Genomic DNA, 19,395 nt, shown 5'->3' with positions numbered 1-19,395 from the left:
GGAAACGAGACCTTTCACGCAAAAAAACTGATTTTTGTAGCCGAATTCAACTAATTTTTCGAAGTTTACCTGCTTTTTTCGTAAAAATCGCATTTTATCGCTTCTTTACAACAGGGCTCCGATGAAGGTATGATTCAAATCAGAGCTTTACATTTTGTATTGGATTTCCAGCCAAGCAGACAACATTCAACCTCATAATGCCTCTCTACATTCCCTATCGTGAACGCTTTAGGCGCCTATCACACATGCTTCGCCTCGACGACATTCTCCAGCATAGTTGAATAATCGGTAAATGGTCGTCATAGGGTTAATCAGGGAGGTGAGAGTCTGCAAGACTGGAGTGCGTGCTTGCACGCCAATATACTATAGTCGCGTCAGTTGTAACATGCGTAACACTTGGCGGCGGGGCTATGAAGGAGGACCGAGGAAGTGGGCCTGAGTCAGATGAAGGACACCCATGGGAAGCGATCATCCAGCATGACTTTCGCAATGCGATGGAAGCATGGAAACTTGCGTTTGATTATGTTAAGTGCAATAATCTCAATCGCTATGACTTTCATGTTTTTGGTGTTGTTGTACGGAACGGCTGTCAAGAGCGTCTCCGTAGTAGTGAATGGACAAGAAACCGTTGTGGAAACTAAACAATGGGTCCTGCAACGCCTACTGGATGAACAAGCTATTACAATAGGGCCGCACGACGAGGTGTCAGTCCCGCTTAATTCACCGATTAAGGACGGCGACCGTATCGAGGTCAAACATGCGATCCCCGTTATTGTAAAAGCAGATGGCAAGACATCAACGGTGTACACGACAGAGAAGACGGTTCAAGCGGCGATCGAGAAATTGGATATAACCGTTCGTAGTGATGATAAAATAAATCCTCCGCTCAGCGCAGCTGTCGATGAGGATGAGCTTGTAACGATCGTTCGAGTCGACACGAAGGTGTCGGAGCTCGAAAAGTCCGTTCCATTCTCTATCGTGAAGAAAGAAGATCCGACGCTGGAGCAAGGTAAGGAGAAGGTTGTCCAAACCGGCAAAGCAGGCGTCTTGGCCCAGCAGACCAAGGAGAAATACGAAGACGGCGTGCTTGTCGCGAGCCAGGTCGTCAGCGAGGTCGTGCAGACAGCCGCGGTCGACCAGATCGTCGCTGTGGGTACGAAGAAGCCCGAACCGAAAGTGACGGTGCTGTCGAGCAAAAGCCCAAGCGTTGCTACGGTAACGAAAGGGGATGTAACGTTCAAAGCGAAGAAAGTGCTGAAGAACGTAACCCTGACCGCCTACTCGGCCGGCGTAGCTTCGACAGGCAAGGATGAAGACCATCCGGACTACGGACTGACCGCTTCCGGCACACGCGTGCAAGAAGGCAGGACGATCGCCGTGGATCCGAACGTCATTCCAATGGGATGGTGGGTCTACATCGAAGGCATTGGCTTCCGTCGCGCAGAGGATAAGGGCAGCGCCGTGAAAGGCAATAAGATCGATGTGTACTTCGATAGCGAAAGCTATGCGAACAAGTTCGGCAAGAAAACCGGTTATACCGTGTACGTGCTCGGCCCGAATAAACCATCGGCAAGCTAATAAACGGACTTGTACGCTTTCTATCGTAATGTCGAACTAAATATGCCATCATAAGAAGAGGCGATGCCTCTTCTTTCTTCTTTTTCTACCCCATCACAGTCGGGGACAAGAAGAGGCGGCAGAAAGCGGGGATGGTGCAAGTTGATTAAGGAAATCATTGTGGTGGAAGGCAAAGACGATACGGCCGCGATCAAGCGGGCGGTCGAAGCCGATACGATCGAAACGAACGGCTCCGCCATTGGCGAAGATGTGCTGAGACGTATCGCGCTCGCGAACGAACGCAGAGGCATTATTATTTTTACCGACCCAGACCATGCGGGCGAGCGAATTCGCAAAATAGTCGCAAGGCACGCGCCAGGGTGCAAGCATGCGTTCTTGCCCCAGGAGAAGGCGTTCTATAAAGGGGATATCGGCATCGAGAACGCGAGCCCGGAAGCGATACAGCAAGCCTTGTCGGAGCTTCGTACGGAATCGGCGAGCGATGAAGCGGGCGAGATCGCTTGGGAGGACCTGATGGAAGCGGGGCTGATCGTGCATCCGGACGCGGCCCGCAGAAGGCTGGAGATAGGCAAGCTGCTCGGCATTGGCTACGCGAACGGCAAACAGTTCTACAAGCGGTGTACAAGCTTCCGGATAACGAAGAGCGAATTCCTGTCCGCGCTGCGGGAGATGGAACAGAAAGTGGAGGAATCTTGATATGGGAACTGAACAAGAAACGAAGGGCGCGCCGGCAAGCCGTTCGGCATCGGATGTAGGAACGCCGAAGCGAACCAAAGAGATTATTGCCAAATACGGCTTCTCCTTCAAGAAGAGCCTAGGCCAAAACTTCCTGATCGACCGCAACGTGCTGAATAACATTGTCGCGGCCGCCGGCTTGGACGAGACGAAGGGCGCCCTGGAGATCGGCCCCGGCATCGGGGCGCTTACCGGAAGACTTGCGGAGACGGCAGGCCGCGTTACGGCGATCGAGATCGACCAGCGGCTTATCCCGATCCTGACGGACATCTTCGCGGAAGAAGAACATGTCACGGTTATCCATGGCGACGTCCTGAAGATCGACCTGCCGGAACTATTCAGGAAGCAATTCGACGGCCTTGCCGGCGTTAGCGTCGTAGCAAACCTGCCGTATTACGTCACGACGCCGATCCTGATGAAGCTGCTGGAAGAGCGTCTACCGCTGGAGCATATCGTCGTCATGATCCAGAAGGAAGTGGCGCAGCGGATGGCCGCGAAGCCCGGCGGCAAGGAATACGGCAGCCTCAGCGTTGCTGTGCAGTACTATTGCGTGCCGGAGCTTGTATGTACGGTGCCGCATACTGTCTTCATTCCGCAGCCGAATGTGGACTCGGCCGTCATTAAGCTGACGCTGCGGGACAAGCCTGCCGTGGACGTGCCGGACGAGGCATTTTTCTTCCGCGTCGTACAAGCCAGCTTCGCGCAGCGACGCAAGACGCTGGCCAACAACCTGACGGCCTTCGTCGGCAAGGAACGACGCGAAGCGCTGAACGAGCTGCTGACCGCCATCGGCATCGACCCGGGTCGCCGCGGCGAGACGCTTTCGCTGGAGGAATTCGCCCTGCTAAGCCGCTCGCTGCGCGATGCGGGCCTTGCGTCGTAAGCGGCAATAAAATCGCTCACCATTCGTTCGGTCCGCCCATAGGATAGACGAAGAGGTGATTTACCTATGAAGCAAGGGGACTTGGTCGTCCGCAAATCATATGGAGGCGACGTGTTGTTCCGTGTCGAAGCCGTTCGTACGCAGCATGCCGTTCTGAAAGGCACGGATTACCGTCTGCTCGCGGACGCTCCGATTCCTGATCTGTCGGTCGTGCGCGATCCAGAATCGACGAACGCCGCGCAGCAGGCGCGTATTAAAGTGAACGAGTCGTTACGCAAGATGCATACGGACAGGGAGAAGCAAACGGCCGAGACGGCCGACGTCATCCGTCAGGGCATGCAGACGCAGGATGCAGCCTACTTCGAGATGCCGGGCAAAGTGCTGCATCTGGACGGCGACGGCAATTATTTGAAGAAAAGCATGCAGCTCTACAGCACGATGCAAGTGCCGGCCTATGGACTCCATGTCCACGAATCCCAGATGAGCGACATGCTCTACCGCCTGCTTCCGCAGGTGAAGCCGGATATCGTCGTCATTACGGGACATGACGGTGTGCTGAAGCATCGAGCTCTGAATGAGCCATACAGCCTGTCCAACTACAAGAACTCGCAGAACTTCGTGAACGCCGTTCGCACGGCCCGCGAATACGAGAAGAACCGCGACAATCTGGTCGTAGTGGCCGGCGCCTGCCAATCGCATTTCGAGGCGCTACTGCATTCCGGGGCGAACTTCGCCAGTTCGCCGGGCCGAATCTTGATCCATGCGCTCGATCCCGTGTACATCGCGATCAAAGCAAGCTACACCTCAATTCGGGAAACGATTAATCTGCCCGATGTCATTCACGGCACGATCAGCGGCATTGACGGCGTCGGGGGCATCGAGACGCTCGGGCGCCACCGCGTTGGCTTGCCAAAACCGAAATCAACAGTCAATTAATTCACGGAGGACGAGAACTTAGAAATCCCGGAATGAAACGCGCCATGCTACCGAAGAACGGCGCCTGACGTTTCACTTTGGGCATAGCCATGCATATTTTTAGCCATTTGAACAAAAACTAACGGCAAATGCCTTCGATTTATAAAATTTGGGTGAAATCACCGTTGACAAGATAAATAAATGGCTGATATAATATTCTGTTTCATTTGACATACCTCCTTCCATTGGTTATAATGGACAAGGAAAGAGGTGGTAGTGGACAATGGCAAAAAATGCGCTATTGGATATCAAACGCAGCTTGGAAGCCCATGTGGGATCCAAGATCCGTCTTAGAGCAAACGGCGGTCGCCGAAAGACCATTGAACGGACCGGTACGTTGGAAGAAATCTACCCTTCTGTCTTCATTGTGAAGCTGGACGAGGAACAACACGCGTTCAAGCGCGTTTCCTACAGCTATGCGGATATACTAACGGAATCTGTTGAAGTGACCGTATGCAATGATGAAGGCCAAGTCCGAATCGCTTATCTTCAACACTAGATGGACATAAGCTTCATATAGGCCCTTCAGGGCAACGCTGGCGCAGACAATAGTCTGCGCTTTTTTTCAAATATAAGAAAGTATAAGCGCGCATGAACCGGATTCGGCGAACGCATACTACGGTTGTAGGCGAAAGTCATGGTTGCCAAATGATCGGATTGGAGGGAACGCAGATGGGACGCAGACGTCGAGGCGTGATGTCGGAGCAGCTTAAGTATGAGCTCGCGAAGGATCTGGGCTTCTACGATACCGTTCAGCAGGAAGGCTGGGGCGGCATCAAAGCGAAGGACGCGGGTAACATGGTGAAGCGGGCGATTCAGCTCGCGGAGCAGACGGCCGCAAGATCGGGCCAGCCAAAGTAAACGCAAGAGCATTCAAGAGAAGCTAAGCTGTGCGCGGCCGTATGGGTGAGCTGCCATAGTTTAGCTTTTATTGTGTTCCTTTGCTATAATGGGGCTTAAGCTTAGTGATGAAGTTCAAAAAGTCCGCTTTTGATCACGAAGTATAGCAAGAAGCGTATTCGACGTCGAAACTTGAATTCAGCCGGAACTTCCGGTGCTCACGTAGCTACACTACGCTCCGCTCCTCATTTCCTGGCTTCTTTCAATTTTCTTGGTGCTGAAAACCGGACTTTTTGAACACGTACTTAAACGAACGGGTGAACTTATCGGATGAAAATTTATGAGAAAGCTCCTGCCAAAATAAATCTATTGCTCGACGTGCTGCGCAAGCGCGAAGACGGGTTCCACGAGGTGGAAATGATTATGACGATGGTCGATCTGGCGGACCGGCTTACGATGGAAGAGCTGCCGCGCGATACGATTATCATCTCCAGCCAAGTCGGCTACATTCCGCTCGACGAGAAGAACCTGGCGTTCCAAGCGGCGCGTCTGATCAAGGAACGATACGATGTGCGCAAAGGCGTCTACATCCACCTGGACAAAAAAATACCGGTAGCTGCCGGTCTGGCCGGAGGAAGCAGCGACGCCGCCGCGGCCTTGCGGGGATTGAACCGGCTATGGGGGCTTGGCATCTCGGAGGACGAGCTGTCCGTACTCGGCGCCGAGCTAGGCTCGGATGTTCCGTTCTGCGTCACCGGCGGCACCGCGATCGCCAGAGGCAGAGGAGAGAAGCTGGAGCCGATCGCAAGTCCGCCGCAATGCTGGGTCGTGCTGGCGAAGCCGCCGATCAACGTGTCTACTGCCGATGTGTACGGCAAACTAAGGGCGAACGAACTGAAGGAGCATCCTTCGATTGAGAATATGAGGGGCGCGCTGGCGAGAGGTTCGTTCCAGGACATGTGTCAGGGGCTTGGCAACGTGCTCGAGAACGTGACTTTGAAGCTATACCCGGAGGTGCTGCAGCTCAAGGAAAGCATGCTTAGGCTGGGCGCAGACGGCGTGCTTATGTCGGGCAGCGGACCGACGGTGTTCGGCCTCGTTTCGAAGGAAGCGAAGCTCCCGCGAATCTATAACGGGCTTCGAGGATTTTGCAAGGAAGTATACGTGGTAAGAATGCTTACATAAAGATGACGTTTTCCTTGATTAAATCCGTATAAAAATGTTATATTGTGTTTATATTATTCGGATTTAGTGGGGGGAGATGGCATTGAAAAAGTTAAAGCGGAGCTCAAGGCTCGTAGAAATGACGCAGTATCTATTATCTCGTCCCCACACGTTAATTTCGCTCACAGCATTCGCGGATCGCTATCAGTCGGCAAAGTCTTCCATTAGCGAGGATCTTGCGATTATAAAAGAAGTCTTCGAGGAAGAAGGCATCGGCGAGCTGCAGACATTGGCAGGGGCGGCAGGCGGGGTTAAATACATGCCGAAGATGCGGGAATCTACGGCGCTGGACATCATGAAGGAAATATGCGCGAAGCTGGAGCAGCCGGATCGCGTGCTTCCCGGAGGCTACCTATACATGACGGACATGCTGGGTCAGCCCGAGCTGCTTGCGGACGTCGGCCGCATGTTTGCAACCGCATTCGCGGATCGCAAGATCGACGTCATCATGACGGTCGAAACGAAGGGGATTCCGCTCGCTTATGCGACGGCGGCATGCCTCAACATTCCGGTCGTCATCGTGCGCCGCGACAATAAGGTAACGGAAGGCTCCGCGGTTAGCATCAACTACGTCTCCGGATCGACCAAACGGATCCAGACGATGTCGCTTGCCCGCAGGGCGCTCAAGGAGCAGTCCCACGTGCTGATCATCGACGACTTCATGAAAGCCGGAGGCACGATCCAAGGCATGATGGACTTGCTCTTCGAATTCAAAGCCACGGTAGCCGGCGTGGGCGTGTTCGTAGAGTCCGGCGAAGTGGAGCTGGAGGAACGTCTTCTTGAGGATTATGTCTCGCTCGCGAAGCTGACGGCCGTCGATATGAAGTCAAAGCAGTCGACTGTCATTCCGGGCAACTATTTCAAATTATAAAAAGGCAGGGATATTCATGACAACGCGCACGAAGCTGGAAGTGGTCTCCACGGAGGCGGCGCCGGCGGCAATCGGACCTTACTCGCAAGCGATCAAGCTAGGAGGACTCGTGTTCACCTCCGGGCAAATTCCGCTCGACGCGTCGGGCGTTCTCGTAGAGGGCGGTATCGAAGAGCAGGCGCACCAGGTGTTCCGCAATCTAAAGGCCGTGCTCGAAGAAGCGGGAGCCTCGTTCGGCAGCGTCGTCAAAGCGACCGTATTCATGAAAGATATGAACGATTTCGCGACGGTGAACGGCATCTACGCTTCCTACTTCGGAGACCATAAACCGGCCCGTTCCGCCGTAGAAGTAGCAAGGCTTCCGAAGGACGTCCTTGTCGAAATTGAGGTCATTGCATCGACAGATGTCGAATGAAAACGAAAAATTGTCATAACAAAAAAAATATTTTAAATTGAGTATCAATTTACCAATTTGATAGAAGGATTTTGCATTAAAACGTGGAAGTATACACCAAGTCTTGAGAGGCAAAGGTGGTGAACACAAGTGCAAATTACTGATGTCAGACTCCGCCGCGTGAATTCGGAAGGACGTATGAAGGCCATCGCATCGATCACCATTGACAATGAATTCGTTGTTCACGATATCCGTGTTATCGACGGCAACAATGGAATGTTCGTAGCTATGCCTAGCAAACGTACCCCGGATGGCGAATTCCGCGATATCGCTCATCCAATTTCTTCCACGACACGTGAGAAGATCCAAGCTGCCGTATTGGCAGAGTATGAGCGCGCAGCCGATGAGGTTGCGATCGAAGAAGGCGCTTAGAACGCAAGCTCTGCAAGCGTAACAATCCCGTTTAATCAGAGAAGAGAGCCGCGGCTCTCTTTTCTTTTTTTATAATATAGGCTATATTCAAATTCTAAGAATGTATAAGTTTTGCAACTTTTAATGATCTTAGAATTCTCGGAATGAAACGAGCCGCGCCGCCATATAACGGCGAAGGCTGTTTCACCTTGTCTGAGGATTCCATGGTAGATGGAAATAGGGAGGTTACCAGAGATGAAACGAATGGCGATTGTACTGGCTGCCGGTCAAGGCAAACGGATGAAATCGAAACTATATAAAGTGCTGCATCCCGTATGCGGCAAGACGATGGTCGGCCACGTGCTGGATACGGTCCAAGCGGCGGAGTGCGAACGCGCGGTCGTGATCGTCGGTCACGGCGCGGAGAAGGTAAAGGCATACTTGGGCGATGCGGCGGAATATGCGCTGCAGGAGCAGCAGCTCGGAACGGGACATGCGGTGCTGCAGGCGAAGGATCTGCTTGGCTCCGAGGAAGGCACGACGATCGTGATCTGCGGCGATACGCCGCTTGTCCGCGCGTCGACGGTGGAAGCGATGCTGAAGCTGCACGAGGAGAGCGGGGCGGCCGCGACCGTACTGACGGCTTCGTTCGAAGACCCGACCGGCTACGGGCGCGTCATCCGCGGCGAAGACGGCACGGTTCAGCGCATCGTGGAGCAGAAGGACTGCTCCGTGAAGGAAGCTGCGGTACGGGAGATCAACACTGGCACGTATTGCTTCGATAACCGCAAGCTGTTCGAGACGCTTGCGAACGTGAAGAACGAGAACGTCCAGGGGGAATATTACCTGACCGACGTCATCGGCTTGTTCAAATCGGCGGGCGAAGTCGTGCAAGGCTATTGCACGACAGATCTGGCCGAAGCGATCGGCGTGAACGACCGCGTGGCGCTTGCCGAGGCGGAACGGTTCATGCGCGAGCGGATTAACCGGGAGCATCTATTGAATGGCGTGTCGCTAATCGATCCGTCGAACACGTATATTGAAGCGGGAGTCGTGATCGGCGCCGACACGGTCGTCTATCCGGGCTGCGTCCTGCGCGCGGGAACGGTCATCGGCGAAGATTGCGTCATCGGACCGGGAGCGGAAATTACGGCAAGCGAGATCGGCGATGGCGCCTCGGTGAAGTATTCCGTCATTGCCGAATCTGTCGTTGGTCCGGAAAGCACGGTCGGCCCATACGCCAACCTGCGCCCAGGCTCGAAGCTTGGCCGCGGCTGCAAGATCGGCGACTTCGTGGAGCTGAAGAACGCCACGCTGGACGATGGAAGCAAGGTGTCCCATCTGAGCTATGTCGGCGACGCGGTGGTCGGTAAGGACGTCAATATCGGCTGCGGCGCCATCACGGTCAACTATGACGGCTTCAACAAAGCGGTCACGGAGATCGGCGATCATGCGTTTATCGGAAGCAACGTCAATCTGATCGCACCGATTAAGGTTGGCGACGGCGCTTACGTCGTGGCGGGTTCTACCGTTACGCAGGACGTGCCGGCGGGCGATCTGGCGATCGCGCGGGAACGTCAAGTGAACAAAGAGGGATACGCGGACAAGATCCGGGCTCGCGCCAAAGCGAAGAAGGAGCGTAATTCCAAGTAAGCCGACCCCGTTAGGGGAAGGATTGCGAATTTGTTTAATTTTCCCCGCGACTGGGTAAAGTGATATGGAAATCCAATTCGCGAGGAGGATTCCATATGGCTATCGCAATGAAGGCGGATCCGAGATCCGTCAAAACGAAAGGCGATCTGCGCCTATTACGGTCTAGCGGCATGGTCCCGGGAATCGTATACGGGAAGCTGTTAAGCGACGCTGCGTCGGTAAGCGTAAGCGAGAAGGATCTAAAGGCGCTGCTCCGTTCCCACCCGAACGCCGTCCTGGAGATGGATATTCCGGGATCGGGCAAACACTCGGTCATGGTGGCCGACGTACAGAGAGATTCCTTGAACCATCAGCTCCTGCATGTCGATTTCCATCAAATTAATATGAACGAATCGGTTCGCGCGAACGTGCGCATCGATCATGTTGGGGATTCCGCCGGCGTGCGGGAAGGAGGCATCCTATCCATTATCTTGCACGAGCTCGAGGTGGAGTGTCTCCCGGCCGACATTCCGGATTCGATTCCGGTCGATATTGCCGGTCTCGGTATCGGAGAGAGCTTGCAAGTGAAGGATCTCGTTCTTCCGCAAGGCGTGGAAGCGAAGTCGGATTCGGAGCTCGTCGTGCTGACGGTGCTAGCGCCGCAGAAAGAGCTGAGCGAGGAAGAAGCGGAAGCGCAGGAAGTGGAAGCGATAGAAGCGGAGTCCAGATCGGAGCATGCACAGCATGACGAGATCGCGACAAGCACCTAATGCGCATCAGAGAGGCCTGCCGAGCGATCGGCAGGCTTTTATTTTGGCGAATTGCATCTGATCCGATTTTCATTTTGCGATATCGGACTTCGTTTTTGCCCGGGTTTATGCTACATTAGGTTCAATTCTAACAACAGGCTGGCAAAAGCGCGCGCTGACGGCGAAGGAGTGGAGCAAGGGGAATGAAATGGATCGTTGGACTTGGCAATCCGGGCACACAATATAAGGATACGAGACATAATGTAGGATTTATGGTGATCGACGAGCTGGCGAGGCGCTGGGGCATCTCTGTCACGCAGAGCAAGTGCAAGGCGCTCATCGGAGAAGGGAACGTCGGGGGGACGAAGGTCGTGCTGATCAAGCCGATGACGTATATGAACCTCTCCGGGGAATCGGTCCGGTCGTTCATGGATTACTTCAAGGCGGACTTGGCGGACGGCGTCGTCGTCTACGACGATCTGGATACGGAGATCGGCAAGCTGAGACTCCGTTACCAAGGAAGCGCGGGCGGGCATAACGGGATCAAGTCGATGATCCAGCATTTGAACACGCAGACGTTCAACCGGATCCGGATGGGCATCTCGAGGCCGCAGCCGGGCATGGTCATCTCCGACTACGTGTTGTCTACGTTCCCTAAGGCGGAGCGGGACAAGTTGGTGGACATGATCGCGAATGCTTGCGACGCGGCGGAGTTCGGGCTCAAGGCGCCGTTCGAGGAGACGATGGCGAAGTTTAACCGATAAGCCGTTAATTTGGCGCGATATGGGCATACTGAGGGTATAACCCATCCTCAGGAGGCATACATATGGCTGTAAACTATATTTGCAGGCACTGCAAGACGTCCATGGGATCGATCGATGGCTCCGCCATAACGGAGCAGCAGCTCGGTTTCCATTTCTTGACCCCCGAAGAGCGCAGCGATATAATAGCGTATGACTCGAACGGAAATGTGACGGTAAAGGTTGTTTGCGATTATTGCAACGAAGCGCTGAGTACGAATCCGGACCTCATGCTGATCGGCAATCCATTGCAGTAATGATGTACTTTTAATATGTATTGCTAGAACAAGCTATGCCGGCATGATCCGGTTGTAGCTGTTTTGGCGTGGGCGAGGGTGGAACGGGGAACAGTAGCGAGAATGGTCGGAAAGCAGCGGCCGGCAATCCCCGGCCGGTTGCGAGAGAAACGAGGTGCCGCAAACGTTGAAAGCGCTAATTCAAGCTTTTGCCGCGGATCTGGACGTTCAGTCCGTCCTATCCGGAATTCGCAAAGGGATGCGCGAGCAGATGGTGTCCGGGCTTGCCGGATCCTCCCGCCAGGTCATGATTGCAGCCCTGGAAGAAGCGATCGAGCGCCCGATGCTCGTCGTCACCCATAATATGTTCTCCGCGCAGAAGATCGCGGAGGATCTACAGGAATGTTTGTCGCCCGATAAGGTGCTGCTCTATCCTGCGAACGAGCTTATGGCTGCGGAGGCGGCGATCTCGAGTCCCGAGACGCTGGCGCAGCGAATGGACGTGCTGATGAAGCTGTCCCAGGGCTATCGCGGGATTGTTGTCGTGCCGTTCTCCGGCGTTAGGCGATACCTGCCGATCGGCAGCGTGATGGCCGAGGCGCAGATCCCGGTCAAAGTAGGAGACTCGATCACGCTGGAGGACTTCCTGCGCCGCATGACGTCGCTCGGCTATGTCCGGGTCGACCGCGTGGAGTCCAAAGGAGAGATGAGCGTCAGAGGCGGCATCGTCGACTTCTACCCGCTGACGGCGGTCCAGGCTTGCCGGATCGAATGGTTCGGCGACGATATCGACTCCATACGGACGTTCGATCCCGCCGAGCAGCGCTCGCTCGAGCGGCTGGAAAGTTACGTCATCCCGCCATGCCAGGAGATCATCGCAAGCGCGGAGCGCATGGCGAACGCCGCGGATCATGCTGCGGGGCTGCTGGAGCGGCAGCTCGACAAGATGACCGACCGCACGGCCAAGGATCGGCTCCGCGCGGAGATCGGCGGAGAGATGGAGAAGCTGCGGGAACAGGTTTATTTTCCGGAAATTTATAAATATATATCGCTGTTATACCCGGAGCACCAGACAATCATGGACTATATGCCGGGGGATACGCTGCTCGTGCTAGACGAGCCTACGAGATTGATAGAAACGTCCAAGCAGCTCGAGCGGGACGAGAGCGAATGGTCCGTCCATCTGCTCCAGAACGGCAAGTCGCTTCCCGGACTTGTCTTGGCTAGGGAGACGGAGGAGATTCTGCATCACCGCCCGTTCCCGACGTTATTCTTGTCGCTCTTCCTGCGCCAGGTGCCTCATTCGCAGCCGCAGAACATCCTCAATATGACCAGCCGCTCGATGCAAAATTTCCATGGGCAGATGAACGTGCTGAAGTCGGAGATGGAGCGTTGGAAGAAGATCGGCGCCAAAGTCATGATGCTGGCCGGCAATGCGGAGCGGATGGAGCGGATGCGCCGCGTGCTCGACGATTACGGCATCGAAACGCCGATTCTGCTGGAGGGCAACCTGCAGCAGGGCTTCGAGCTGCCTTCGTCGCATCTGGTCGTCATTACCGAGGGCGAGATGTTCTCGCAGAAGCAGCGCAAGCAGCGCAGACTGGACAAGAAGCTGGACAATGCCGAGCGGATCAAAAGCTATACCGAGCTGAAGGTCGGCGACTACGTCGTCCATCATAACCACGGCATCGGCAAGTATGTCGGCATCGGCACGCTCGAGATCGGCGGCATTCACCGCGATTACCTGCATATTCTGTATGCCGGCGGCGACAAGCTGTCGGTACCGATTGAACAGGTCGACATGATCCAGAAGTACGTCGGCTCGGAAGAGAAGGAGCCGAAGGTCAACAAGCTGGGCGGCAGCGAATGGACGAAGGCGAAGAGCAAGGCAAGGGCGTCCGTCCAGGATATCGCGGACGATCTGATCAAGCTGTACGCGCAGCGCCAGTCTACGCCCGGCTACTCGTTCGGAAAGGATACGACTTATCAGCAGGAATTCGAAGCGATGTTCCCGTACGACGAGACGAGAGACCAGCTTCGCGCAATCGAAGAGATCAAGAAGGATATGGAGCGCAGCCAGCCGATGGACAGACTGCTCTGCGGCGACGTCGGATACGGCAAGACGGAAGTCGCTGTCCGAGCCGCGTTCAAGGCGGCGATGGACAGCAAGCAGGTAGCGGTGCTCGTGCCAACGACGATTCTCGCGCAGCAGCATTACGAGACGTTCCGCGAGCGCTTCGCGGGTTATCCGATCAACGTGCAGGTGCTGAGCCGCTTCCGCTCGCGCAAGGAACAGAACGAAACGATCAAGGGGCTGAAGAACGGCACGGTCGACGTCGTGATCGGAACGCACAGGCTGCTGTCGCAGGATATCGTGTTCAAATCGCTCGGCATGCTCGTTGTCGACGAAGAGCAGCGGTTCGGCGTTTCGCACAAGGAGAAGTTGAAGAAGCTGAAGACGAACGTGGACGTGTTGACGCTGACGGCGACCCCGATTCCTCGTACGCTTCATATGTCCATGCTGGGCGTGCGGGATTTGTCCGTCATCGAGACGCCTCCGGAGAATCGATTCCCGGTACAAACCTACGTTGTCGAATACAGCCCGGCCCTCGTGCGCGAATCGATCGAGCGGGAGCTGGCGCGTGGCGGCCAGGTCTATTATCTGTACAACCGCGTCCAGGGCATCTACCAGATGGCGGAGCAGATCAATGCGCTCGTGCCGGACGCGAAGGTGTCGGTCGGACACGGCCAGATGTCCGAGCAGGAGCTGGAGAAGACGATTCTCGACTTCCTCGACGGCGAATCGGACGTGCTGGTCAGCACCAGCATTATCGAGACGGGCGTCGACATCCCGAACGTCAATACGCTTATCGTCCATGACGCCGACAAGATGGGTCTCTCCCAGCTGTACCAGCTGCGGGGGAGGGTAGGCCGGTCCAATCGGATCGCCTATGCGTATTTTACCTATCAGCGGGACAAAGTGCTCACCGAGGTGGCGGAGAAACGGCTCCAATCGATCAAGGAATTTACCGAGCTCGGCTCAGGATTCAAGATCGCGATGCGCGACCTCGCCATCCGCGGCGCGGGCAATCTGCTCGGCGCGGAGCAGCACGGCTTCATCGCGTCCGTCGGCTTCGACATGTATTCGCAGATGCTGGCGGAGGAGATCGCGAAGCGCAAGGCGGAGATGACCGGTGAAGAAGTGGTGGCGGAGAAGGTCGTATCGACTCAGATCGACCTCAGCGTCGACGCTTATCTGCCGTCGGATTATATTTATGACAGCATTCAGAAGATCGAAATTTACAAGAAGGTGGCGGCGGTGCGCACGTTCGAGGAGTCGGACGACCTCATCGACGAGTTAATCGACCGGTTCGGCGATCTTCCGCAGGCTGTCAGCAACCTGATGTCCGTGGCGCGCATGAAAATTTACGGTTCCCTGTGCGGCATCGAGCTGGTCAGCCAGAAGGGCGACGACTTGATCTTCAAGCTTGCTTCGCCGTTCTCGAGCAAGACGGTGCGCAAGCAGGTGGACCAGCTTTGCCTCAAGCTGGAGAACCGGTTCAAGCAAAGCTCGGAGCAGGAAACGCCGCAAAGCATTACGCTGCGGGGCAAGGGGCTGAACATGGAGCAGAAGCTCCACTTGTCCGAGAAGTTCCTCGAGGGATACAAAGACGCCGTAGCGCCGAAGGAAATGCTGCAGAATGCGACATCGCAGGCGTAAATTCGCTTTTCTTGTCCCTTTTCTGCTACAATACAATATAATGCAAGTTCAAAAAAATCGGTTATTAGCACCGAGAAGGTTGGAAGAAGCTAGGGAATGAGGAGCGGAGCGTAGGTGGAACCTACGTGAGCACCGGAAAGACCGGCTGAATCCAAGATTCGAAGCGAGTTACTCCATAGAGTAGCTGCGTGATAAGAAGCGGTTTTTTTGAACAACCTCGAAAAAGCTTATTATGTGAAAGGGGATTCAACATGTTGCACAGTACACGCAAGTCGGCATGGAGCAGAAGCGCGCTGCTCGTTGTTGCAGTGGTGCTTGTCATGACGATGCTAGCGGCATGCGGCGGCGACAAAGGCGAGCATTCCTTGGAATTCAAGGGCGTAAGCGAAGGAGACGTCGTCGCGACGTATAAGGACGGCAAGGTCACGCAAGCGGAGTTCGACAAGTATCTGGCGATCTTCGGCGTATCTCAGCCATCGTATGAGCAAATCATCACCATCCCGCAATTTCAGCAAATGATTCTCGAGCAATACGTATCGTACAAGGTGCTGAGCAGCCAGGCTTCCGAGGACTCCTTGAAGAAGGCCCGCGAAGACGTGGACAAGCAGCTGAAGGAATACAAGGACTATCTGAAGACCGACGCCGACCTCGAGAAGAAGGTCAAAGAAAAGAAAATTTCCGACGATGACATGGCGACGTTCCTCATGCTCACTTCAACGGTTGTGGCGCATGTGAACTCCCTCGTGACGGATGAAGATATTACGAAAGCCTATGAAACCGCCCAAATGGACTACGCGGTGTCGACTGTTCGCCACATTCTCGTGGCAACTACGGAACAGAATGAAGAAACGGGCGAGACCAAAGAGCTTCGTACGGATGAAGAAGCGCTTGCCCGCGCCAAAGAAGTGAAAGCGAAGCTGGATGCCGGCGGAAGCTGGGATACGCTCGCGAAGGAATATTCCGACGATCCGGGCTCCAAGGATAAAGGCGGCCTCTATGCAGATGCGGAAGGCAAGAACTGGGTAGAGCCGTTTAAGAAAGCGGCGTTCGAGCAAGAGATCAACAAGATCGGCGAGCCGGTCAAATCCGACTTCGGCTATCATGTTATGGTTGTCGAGAAACGCGAGCCTAAGACCTATGATCAACTGACCGACGAACAGAAGGAAGAAGTGATGAGCGCGGCGGCTTACACGTACATGGAGAAATTCATGAGCGACGAGATGCCGAAGCAAGAGCTCAAGATCACGCTTCCTGAGCCGTCCCCATCGCCATCCCCCGACGCAGAGGGCGAAGGAGAGACGGAAGGCGCGGAGGGCGAGGCTACGGCTACGCCGTCTCCATCGCCAACAGCGACGGAAAAGCCTGCGGAATAACCCGAATAACGGAATCGATCGTATGATCCGAATGGAAGCCTCATCAGCTGCTATGCTGATGGGGTTTCTTTATTGTGTAATCGATCCCCTAATCAATGAAACAGGCATAAAATCGTTGACTGTATTTGTAAAAACTGATATCATAAAAATATCAAAAAGATATAGGGGTGAAGGCGATGAGGGAGAAAAAAGGGTTTTGCGTCAGCGGATACTTAGCGCTCTTGCTGGCCGTCATTGCGGTAGTGGGAGGCGCATGGCTGATTGGTTCGGAGATCACGGCTGACGAATCGTCTTATGTCATGATCGGCGTCGGCGGTTTCCTGCTGCTGATCGGTTTGCTCGGACTGTCCTCGTTAGTCATCGTTCAGCCGAACGAAGCAAAGGTCATTACGTTCTTCGGAACTTACGTCGGCACGGTCGTGGAGAGCGGACTGTGGATGGTGCTCCCGCTTTCGACGAAGTCGACCGTATCACTGAAGGTTCGCAACTTCAACAGCCAGAAGCTAAAGGTGAACGACGCGGAAGGCAATCCGGTGGAGATCGGCGCGGTCATCGTGTTCAAAGTGGTGGATACGGCCAAAGCTTCGTTCGATGTCGATCACTACGAGCGGTTCGTGGAAATCCAGAGCGAGACGGCGATTCGCCATATTGCGGCCCAATATCCGTACGACACGTTCGAGGATCCGAATACCGTGTCGCTTCGCGGCAACGCGGACGAAGTAGCGGCAGAGCTGCTACGCGAGCTGCAGGAGCGATTGGATGTAGCGGGCGTTCAGCTTCGCGAGACCCGCATCACGCATCTGGCGTACGCGCCTGAGATTGCGAGCGCCATGCTTCAGAGGCAGCAAGCGATCGCGATCGTGGCGGCACGCCAGAAGATCGTCGAAGGCGCGGTCGGCATGGTGGACGCGGCGCTCCGCCAGCTGGAGGAGAACGGAATCGTCCTTGATCATGAACTTCGCGCGGCGATGATCAATAATCTGATGGTATCCATCGTATCCGACCGGGCGGCCCAGCCGGTTATCAATACGGGATCGCTGTATAGCTGAGGATAGCCGAGATGGCCAAGGAGAAGAAGGCGTTTCCCCTGCGACTGGATCCAGAGATTCATCGCGCGCTGGAGCAATGGGCCGCAGACGAATTCCGCAGCGTCAACGGGCATATTGAGTTTCTGCTCAGGGAAGCTCTCGGCAAGGCGGGCAGGCTGAAGCCGCCGAACCGCGATCACGGGAAATAAAGACACAGGCAGATAGAACGAGTTGAAAGCCTTAAGGCTGGAGAGCGTCTATCTGCCTTTTTTGATGAAAAAAGAATGTATAACTTACCGAGAGAACAATAAGGAGTGACTTTTAATGTTATATTAATGTTATGTTTAAGAGGAATCTCCCAGAAAAGCCGTACAACTTAAGTTGTCGAATCGAATGATGTTAGCATTTATGTGAATTAAACTAACATAAATATGCGCGTAATTATACGTTTATAGCGCGATAGACTCATTTCCAATACTTACGGATGATTTAATGTAAACTATATTGACATGAATAAATGCACACCACTATAATGGACCTCAGGAACGAACGTTGGAATAGTATTCCAGCAAATCGTTCGGAAAATAGAGACAAAACCAGGAGAAACGGGGAGTGGAGAGATGAGGAAGGGATTGTTCTATCAATTCGGTTTGCTGATTGTGGCTGTTAGCATGGTGCTGGCGGGCTGCTCGGGAAACAACAACGAACCTGCATCATCCAGCACGAACACACCTACTGAAACAAGCGCATCAGGGGAAACAGGGGGAACGGAAGGAGAAATCAAGGTCGGCATTCTTCATTCGCAGAGCGGCACGATGGCTATCAGCGAAATGTCGGTGATCGATGCCGAGATGATGGCGATCGAAGAAATCAACGCGGCGGGCGGCGTGCTCGGCAAGAAGATCGTCCCCGTGCTGGAGGACGGGGCGTCGGATTGGCCGACCTTCGCGGAGAAGGCGCGTAAGCTGATCTCGGAAGACAAAGTCGCGACGGTATTCGGAGGATGGACATCCGCTAGCCGAAAAGCGATGCTTCCGGTATTCGAGGAGCTGAACGGATTGCTCTGGTACCCCGTTCAATACGAAGGGCTCGAGGCTTCGCCGAACATTTTCTACACGGGAGCGACGACGAACCAACAGATCGTTCCGTCGGTCACATGGCTGCTGGAGAATCGGGGCAAGAAGTTTTACTTGCTCGGTTCCGACTACGTATTCCCGCGCACCGCTAACCTGATTATCAAAGAGCAGCTCAAGGCCGAAGGCGGCGAGCTTGCCGGCGAGGAATACACGCCGCTCGGCCATACCGACTACAGCACGATCATCAGCAAAATCAAGGCGGCCGATCCCGACATCGTCTACAATACGCTGAACGGAGACAGCAACGTGGCCTTCTTCAAGCAGCTGAAGGACGCGGGCATTACGGCGCAAGCCATTACGACGTTGTCGGTATCGGTGGCCGAGGAAGAAATCCGCGGCATCGGCGTCGATGTGCTTGAAGGGCATTTGGCCGCATGGAACTACTACCAAACGACGGATACGCCGACGAACGCCAAGTTCGTGGAGAGCTACAAAGCGAAGTTCGGCGACGAGCGCGTAACGGCCGACCCGATCGAAGCGGGTTACACGGCGGTATACCTATGGGCTGCGGCGGTTGAGAAAGCAGGATCGACGGACGTGGCGGCCGTGAAGGAAGCGGCCAAGGAGCTGGAGTGGGACGCTCCGAGCGGCAAGGTGAAGATCGACGGCGAGACGCAGCATATTTACAAGACAGTGCGGATCGGCGAGGTGCAGGCGGACGGACAATTCAAAGAGCTATGGAATTCCGGAGAGGCCGTCAAGCCGGATCCGTTCCTGAAAGGCTACGAATGGGCCGCAAGCATCCAGCCGTAAGAAAGGCAACGGCACGACAATCGGATAAAGAAGCGGCTTAGGCGGCGCAGGGGAGG

The 19,395-nt window shown here is 54.8% G+C and carries 19 protein-coding genes; all 19 read left to right on the top strand.

Annotated elements, in window-relative coordinates; genetic code table 11:
• The first annotated feature begins 429 nt into the window (after window positions 1–429).
• Window positions 430–1,578 (top strand): resuscitation-promoting factor, encoded by a 1,149-nt coding sequence (locus RB620_RS15150; protein ID WP_308095613.1) that lies wholly within the window; start codon window positions 430–432, stop codon window positions 1,576–1,578.
• A 141-nt stretch (window positions 1,579–1,719) separates the two neighbouring features.
• Window positions 1,720–2,274 carry a ribonuclease M5 gene (gene rnmV / locus RB620_RS15145; RefSeq protein ID WP_308095611.1) on the top strand — a complete coding sequence of 185 codons (555 nt, stop codon included), beginning with the start codon at window positions 1,720–1,722 and terminating at the stop codon, window positions 2,272–2,274.
• Window position 2,275: 1 nt separating this feature from the next.
• A complete protein-coding gene (rsmA, locus tag RB620_RS15140) occupies window positions 2,276–3,196 on the top strand; it encodes a 16S rRNA (adenine(1518)-N(6)/adenine(1519)-N(6))-dimethyltransferase RsmA (RefSeq protein ID WP_308095609.1) in 921 nt (306 codons plus the stop codon).
• 66 nt (window positions 3,197–3,262) lie between these two features.
• On the top strand, window positions 3,263–4,132 hold the full coding sequence (gene yabG / locus RB620_RS15135) for a sporulation peptidase YabG (RefSeq protein WP_308095607.1): 870 nt from the start codon (window positions 3,263–3,265) through the stop codon (window positions 4,130–4,132).
• Between the two features lie 262 nt (window positions 4,133–4,394).
• Complete coding sequence (veg, locus tag RB620_RS15130; protein WP_308095605.1) at window positions 4,395–4,670, top strand: biofilm formation stimulator Veg; 276 nt, start codon at window positions 4,395–4,397, stop codon at window positions 4,668–4,670.
• A 173-nt stretch (window positions 4,671–4,843) separates the two neighbouring features.
• Window positions 4,844–5,032, top strand: a complete 189-nt coding sequence (locus tag RB620_RS15125) for a small, acid-soluble spore protein, alpha/beta type (protein WP_308095603.1) — start codon at window positions 4,844–4,846, stop codon at window positions 5,030–5,032.
• Between the two features lie 309 nt (window positions 5,033–5,341).
• Window positions 5,342–6,196, top strand: coding sequence for a 4-(cytidine 5'-diphospho)-2-C-methyl-D-erythritol kinase (gene ispE, locus RB620_RS15120; protein WP_308095601.1), 855 nt, complete (start codon window positions 5,342–5,344; stop codon window positions 6,194–6,196).
• A gap of 82 nt (window positions 6,197–6,278) precedes the next feature.
• Window positions 6,279–7,106, top strand: coding sequence for a pur operon repressor (gene purR, locus RB620_RS15115; RefSeq protein WP_308095599.1), 828 nt, complete (start codon window positions 6,279–6,281; stop codon window positions 7,104–7,106).
• Window positions 7,107–7,122: 16 nt separating this feature from the next.
• Window positions 7,123–7,521: a RidA family protein gene (locus tag RB620_RS15110; RefSeq protein WP_308095597.1), complete on the top strand. Its 399-nt coding sequence runs from the start codon at window positions 7,123–7,125 to the stop codon at window positions 7,519–7,521.
• 129 nt (window positions 7,522–7,650) lie between these two features.
• Window positions 7,651–7,932, top strand: a complete 282-nt coding sequence (gene spoVG, locus RB620_RS15105; RefSeq protein WP_087571183.1) for a septation regulator SpoVG — start codon at window positions 7,651–7,653, stop codon at window positions 7,930–7,932.
• Window positions 7,933–8,166: 234 nt separating this feature from the next.
• Window positions 8,167–9,564 carry a bifunctional UDP-N-acetylglucosamine diphosphorylase/glucosamine-1-phosphate N-acetyltransferase GlmU gene (gene glmU / locus RB620_RS15100; protein ID WP_308095592.1) on the top strand — a complete coding sequence of 466 codons (1,398 nt, stop codon included), beginning with the start codon at window positions 8,167–8,169 and terminating at the stop codon, window positions 9,562–9,564.
• A gap of 95 nt (window positions 9,565–9,659) precedes the next feature.
• Window positions 9,660–10,313, top strand: coding sequence for a 50S ribosomal protein L25 (locus RB620_RS15095; RefSeq protein ID WP_308095590.1), 654 nt, complete (start codon window positions 9,660–9,662; stop codon window positions 10,311–10,313).
• Window positions 10,314–10,495: 182 nt separating this feature from the next.
• Window positions 10,496–11,056 carry an aminoacyl-tRNA hydrolase gene (gene pth / locus RB620_RS15090; protein ID WP_308095589.1) on the top strand — a complete coding sequence of 187 codons (561 nt, stop codon included), beginning with the start codon at window positions 10,496–10,498 and terminating at the stop codon, window positions 11,054–11,056.
• Window positions 11,057–11,118: 62 nt separating this feature from the next.
• Window positions 11,119–11,349, top strand: coding sequence for an anti-sigma-F factor Fin (gene fin / locus RB620_RS15085; RefSeq protein WP_308095587.1), 231 nt, complete (start codon window positions 11,119–11,121; stop codon window positions 11,347–11,349).
• Window positions 11,350–11,515: 166 nt separating this feature from the next.
• Window positions 11,516–15,049 (top strand): transcription-repair coupling factor, encoded by a 3,534-nt coding sequence (gene mfd, locus RB620_RS15080; protein ID WP_308095585.1) that lies wholly within the window; start codon window positions 11,516–11,518, stop codon window positions 15,047–15,049.
• 251 nt (window positions 15,050–15,300) lie between these two features.
• Window positions 15,301–16,422 carry a peptidylprolyl isomerase gene (locus RB620_RS15075; RefSeq protein ID WP_308095583.1) on the top strand — a complete coding sequence of 374 codons (1,122 nt, stop codon included), beginning with the start codon at window positions 15,301–15,303 and terminating at the stop codon, window positions 16,420–16,422.
• Window positions 16,423–16,598: 176 nt separating this feature from the next.
• Window positions 16,599–17,471: an SPFH domain-containing protein gene (locus tag RB620_RS15070; RefSeq protein WP_308095581.1), complete on the top strand. Its 873-nt coding sequence runs from the start codon at window positions 16,599–16,601 to the stop codon at window positions 17,469–17,471.
• Window positions 17,472–17,482: 11 nt separating this feature from the next.
• The gene (locus tag RB620_RS15065) at window positions 17,483–17,659 is read left to right on the top strand and encodes a type II toxin-antitoxin system antitoxin (protein ID WP_308095579.1); all 177 of its coding nucleotides are present in this window, start codon (window positions 17,483–17,485) and stop codon (window positions 17,657–17,659) included.
• 411 nt (window positions 17,660–18,070) lie between these two features.
• Window positions 18,071–19,339: an urea ABC transporter substrate-binding protein gene (gene urtA, locus RB620_RS15060; protein ID WP_308095577.1), complete on the top strand. Its 1,269-nt coding sequence runs from the start codon at window positions 18,071–18,073 to the stop codon at window positions 19,337–19,339.
• The last annotated feature ends 56 nt before the right edge of the window (window positions 19,340–19,395 follow it).

The sequence above is a fragment of the Paenibacillus sp. LHD-117 genome, assembly GCF_030929555.1.
GTDB lineage: Bacteria > Bacillota > Bacilli > Paenibacillales > Paenibacillaceae > Pristimantibacillus.
This window is presented reverse-complemented; position numbering and strand designations above follow the sequence as displayed.

Excerpts from the sequence above, each read along its gene's own strand:
- veg (WP_308095605.1), top strand. The coding sequence starts at position 4,395 with ATGGCAAAAAATGCGCTATTGGATATCAAACGCAGCTTGGAAGCCCAT.
- ispE (WP_308095601.1), top strand. The coding sequence starts at position 5,342 with ATGAAAATTTATGAGAAAGCTCCTGCCAAAATAAATCTATTGCTCGAC.
- urtA (WP_308095577.1), top strand. The coding sequence starts at position 18,071 with ATGAGGAAGGGATTGTTCTATCAATTCGGTTTGCTGATTGTGGCTGTT.
- RB620_RS15125 (WP_308095603.1), top strand. The coding sequence starts at position 4,844 with ATGGGACGCAGACGTCGAGGCGTGATGTCGGAGCAGCTTAAGTATGAG.
- RB620_RS15065 (WP_308095579.1), top strand. The coding sequence starts at position 17,483 with ATGGCCAAGGAGAAGAAGGCGTTTCCCCTGCGACTGGATCCAGAGATT.
- rsmA (WP_308095609.1), top strand. The coding sequence starts at position 2,276 with ATGGGAACTGAACAAGAAACGAAGGGCGCGCCGGCAAGCCGTTCGGCA.
- RB620_RS15110 (WP_308095597.1), top strand. The coding sequence starts at position 7,123 with ATGACAACGCGCACGAAGCTGGAAGTGGTCTCCACGGAGGCGGCGCCG.
- fin (WP_308095587.1), top strand. The coding sequence starts at position 11,119 with ATGGCTGTAAACTATATTTGCAGGCACTGCAAGACGTCCATGGGATCG.
- pth (WP_308095589.1), top strand. The coding sequence starts at position 10,496 with ATGAAATGGATCGTTGGACTTGGCAATCCGGGCACACAATATAAGGAT.
- RB620_RS15095 (WP_308095590.1), top strand. The coding sequence starts at position 9,660 with ATGGCTATCGCAATGAAGGCGGATCCGAGATCCGTCAAAACGAAAGGC.
- RB620_RS15075 (WP_308095583.1), top strand. The coding sequence starts at position 15,301 with ATGTTGCACAGTACACGCAAGTCGGCATGGAGCAGAAGCGCGCTGCTC.
- RB620_RS15070 (WP_308095581.1), top strand. The coding sequence starts at position 16,599 with ATGAGGGAGAAAAAAGGGTTTTGCGTCAGCGGATACTTAGCGCTCTTG.
- glmU (WP_308095592.1), top strand. The coding sequence starts at position 8,167 with ATGAAACGAATGGCGATTGTACTGGCTGCCGGTCAAGGCAAACGGATG.
- yabG (WP_308095607.1), top strand. The coding sequence starts at position 3,263 with ATGAAGCAAGGGGACTTGGTCGTCCGCAAATCATATGGAGGCGACGTG.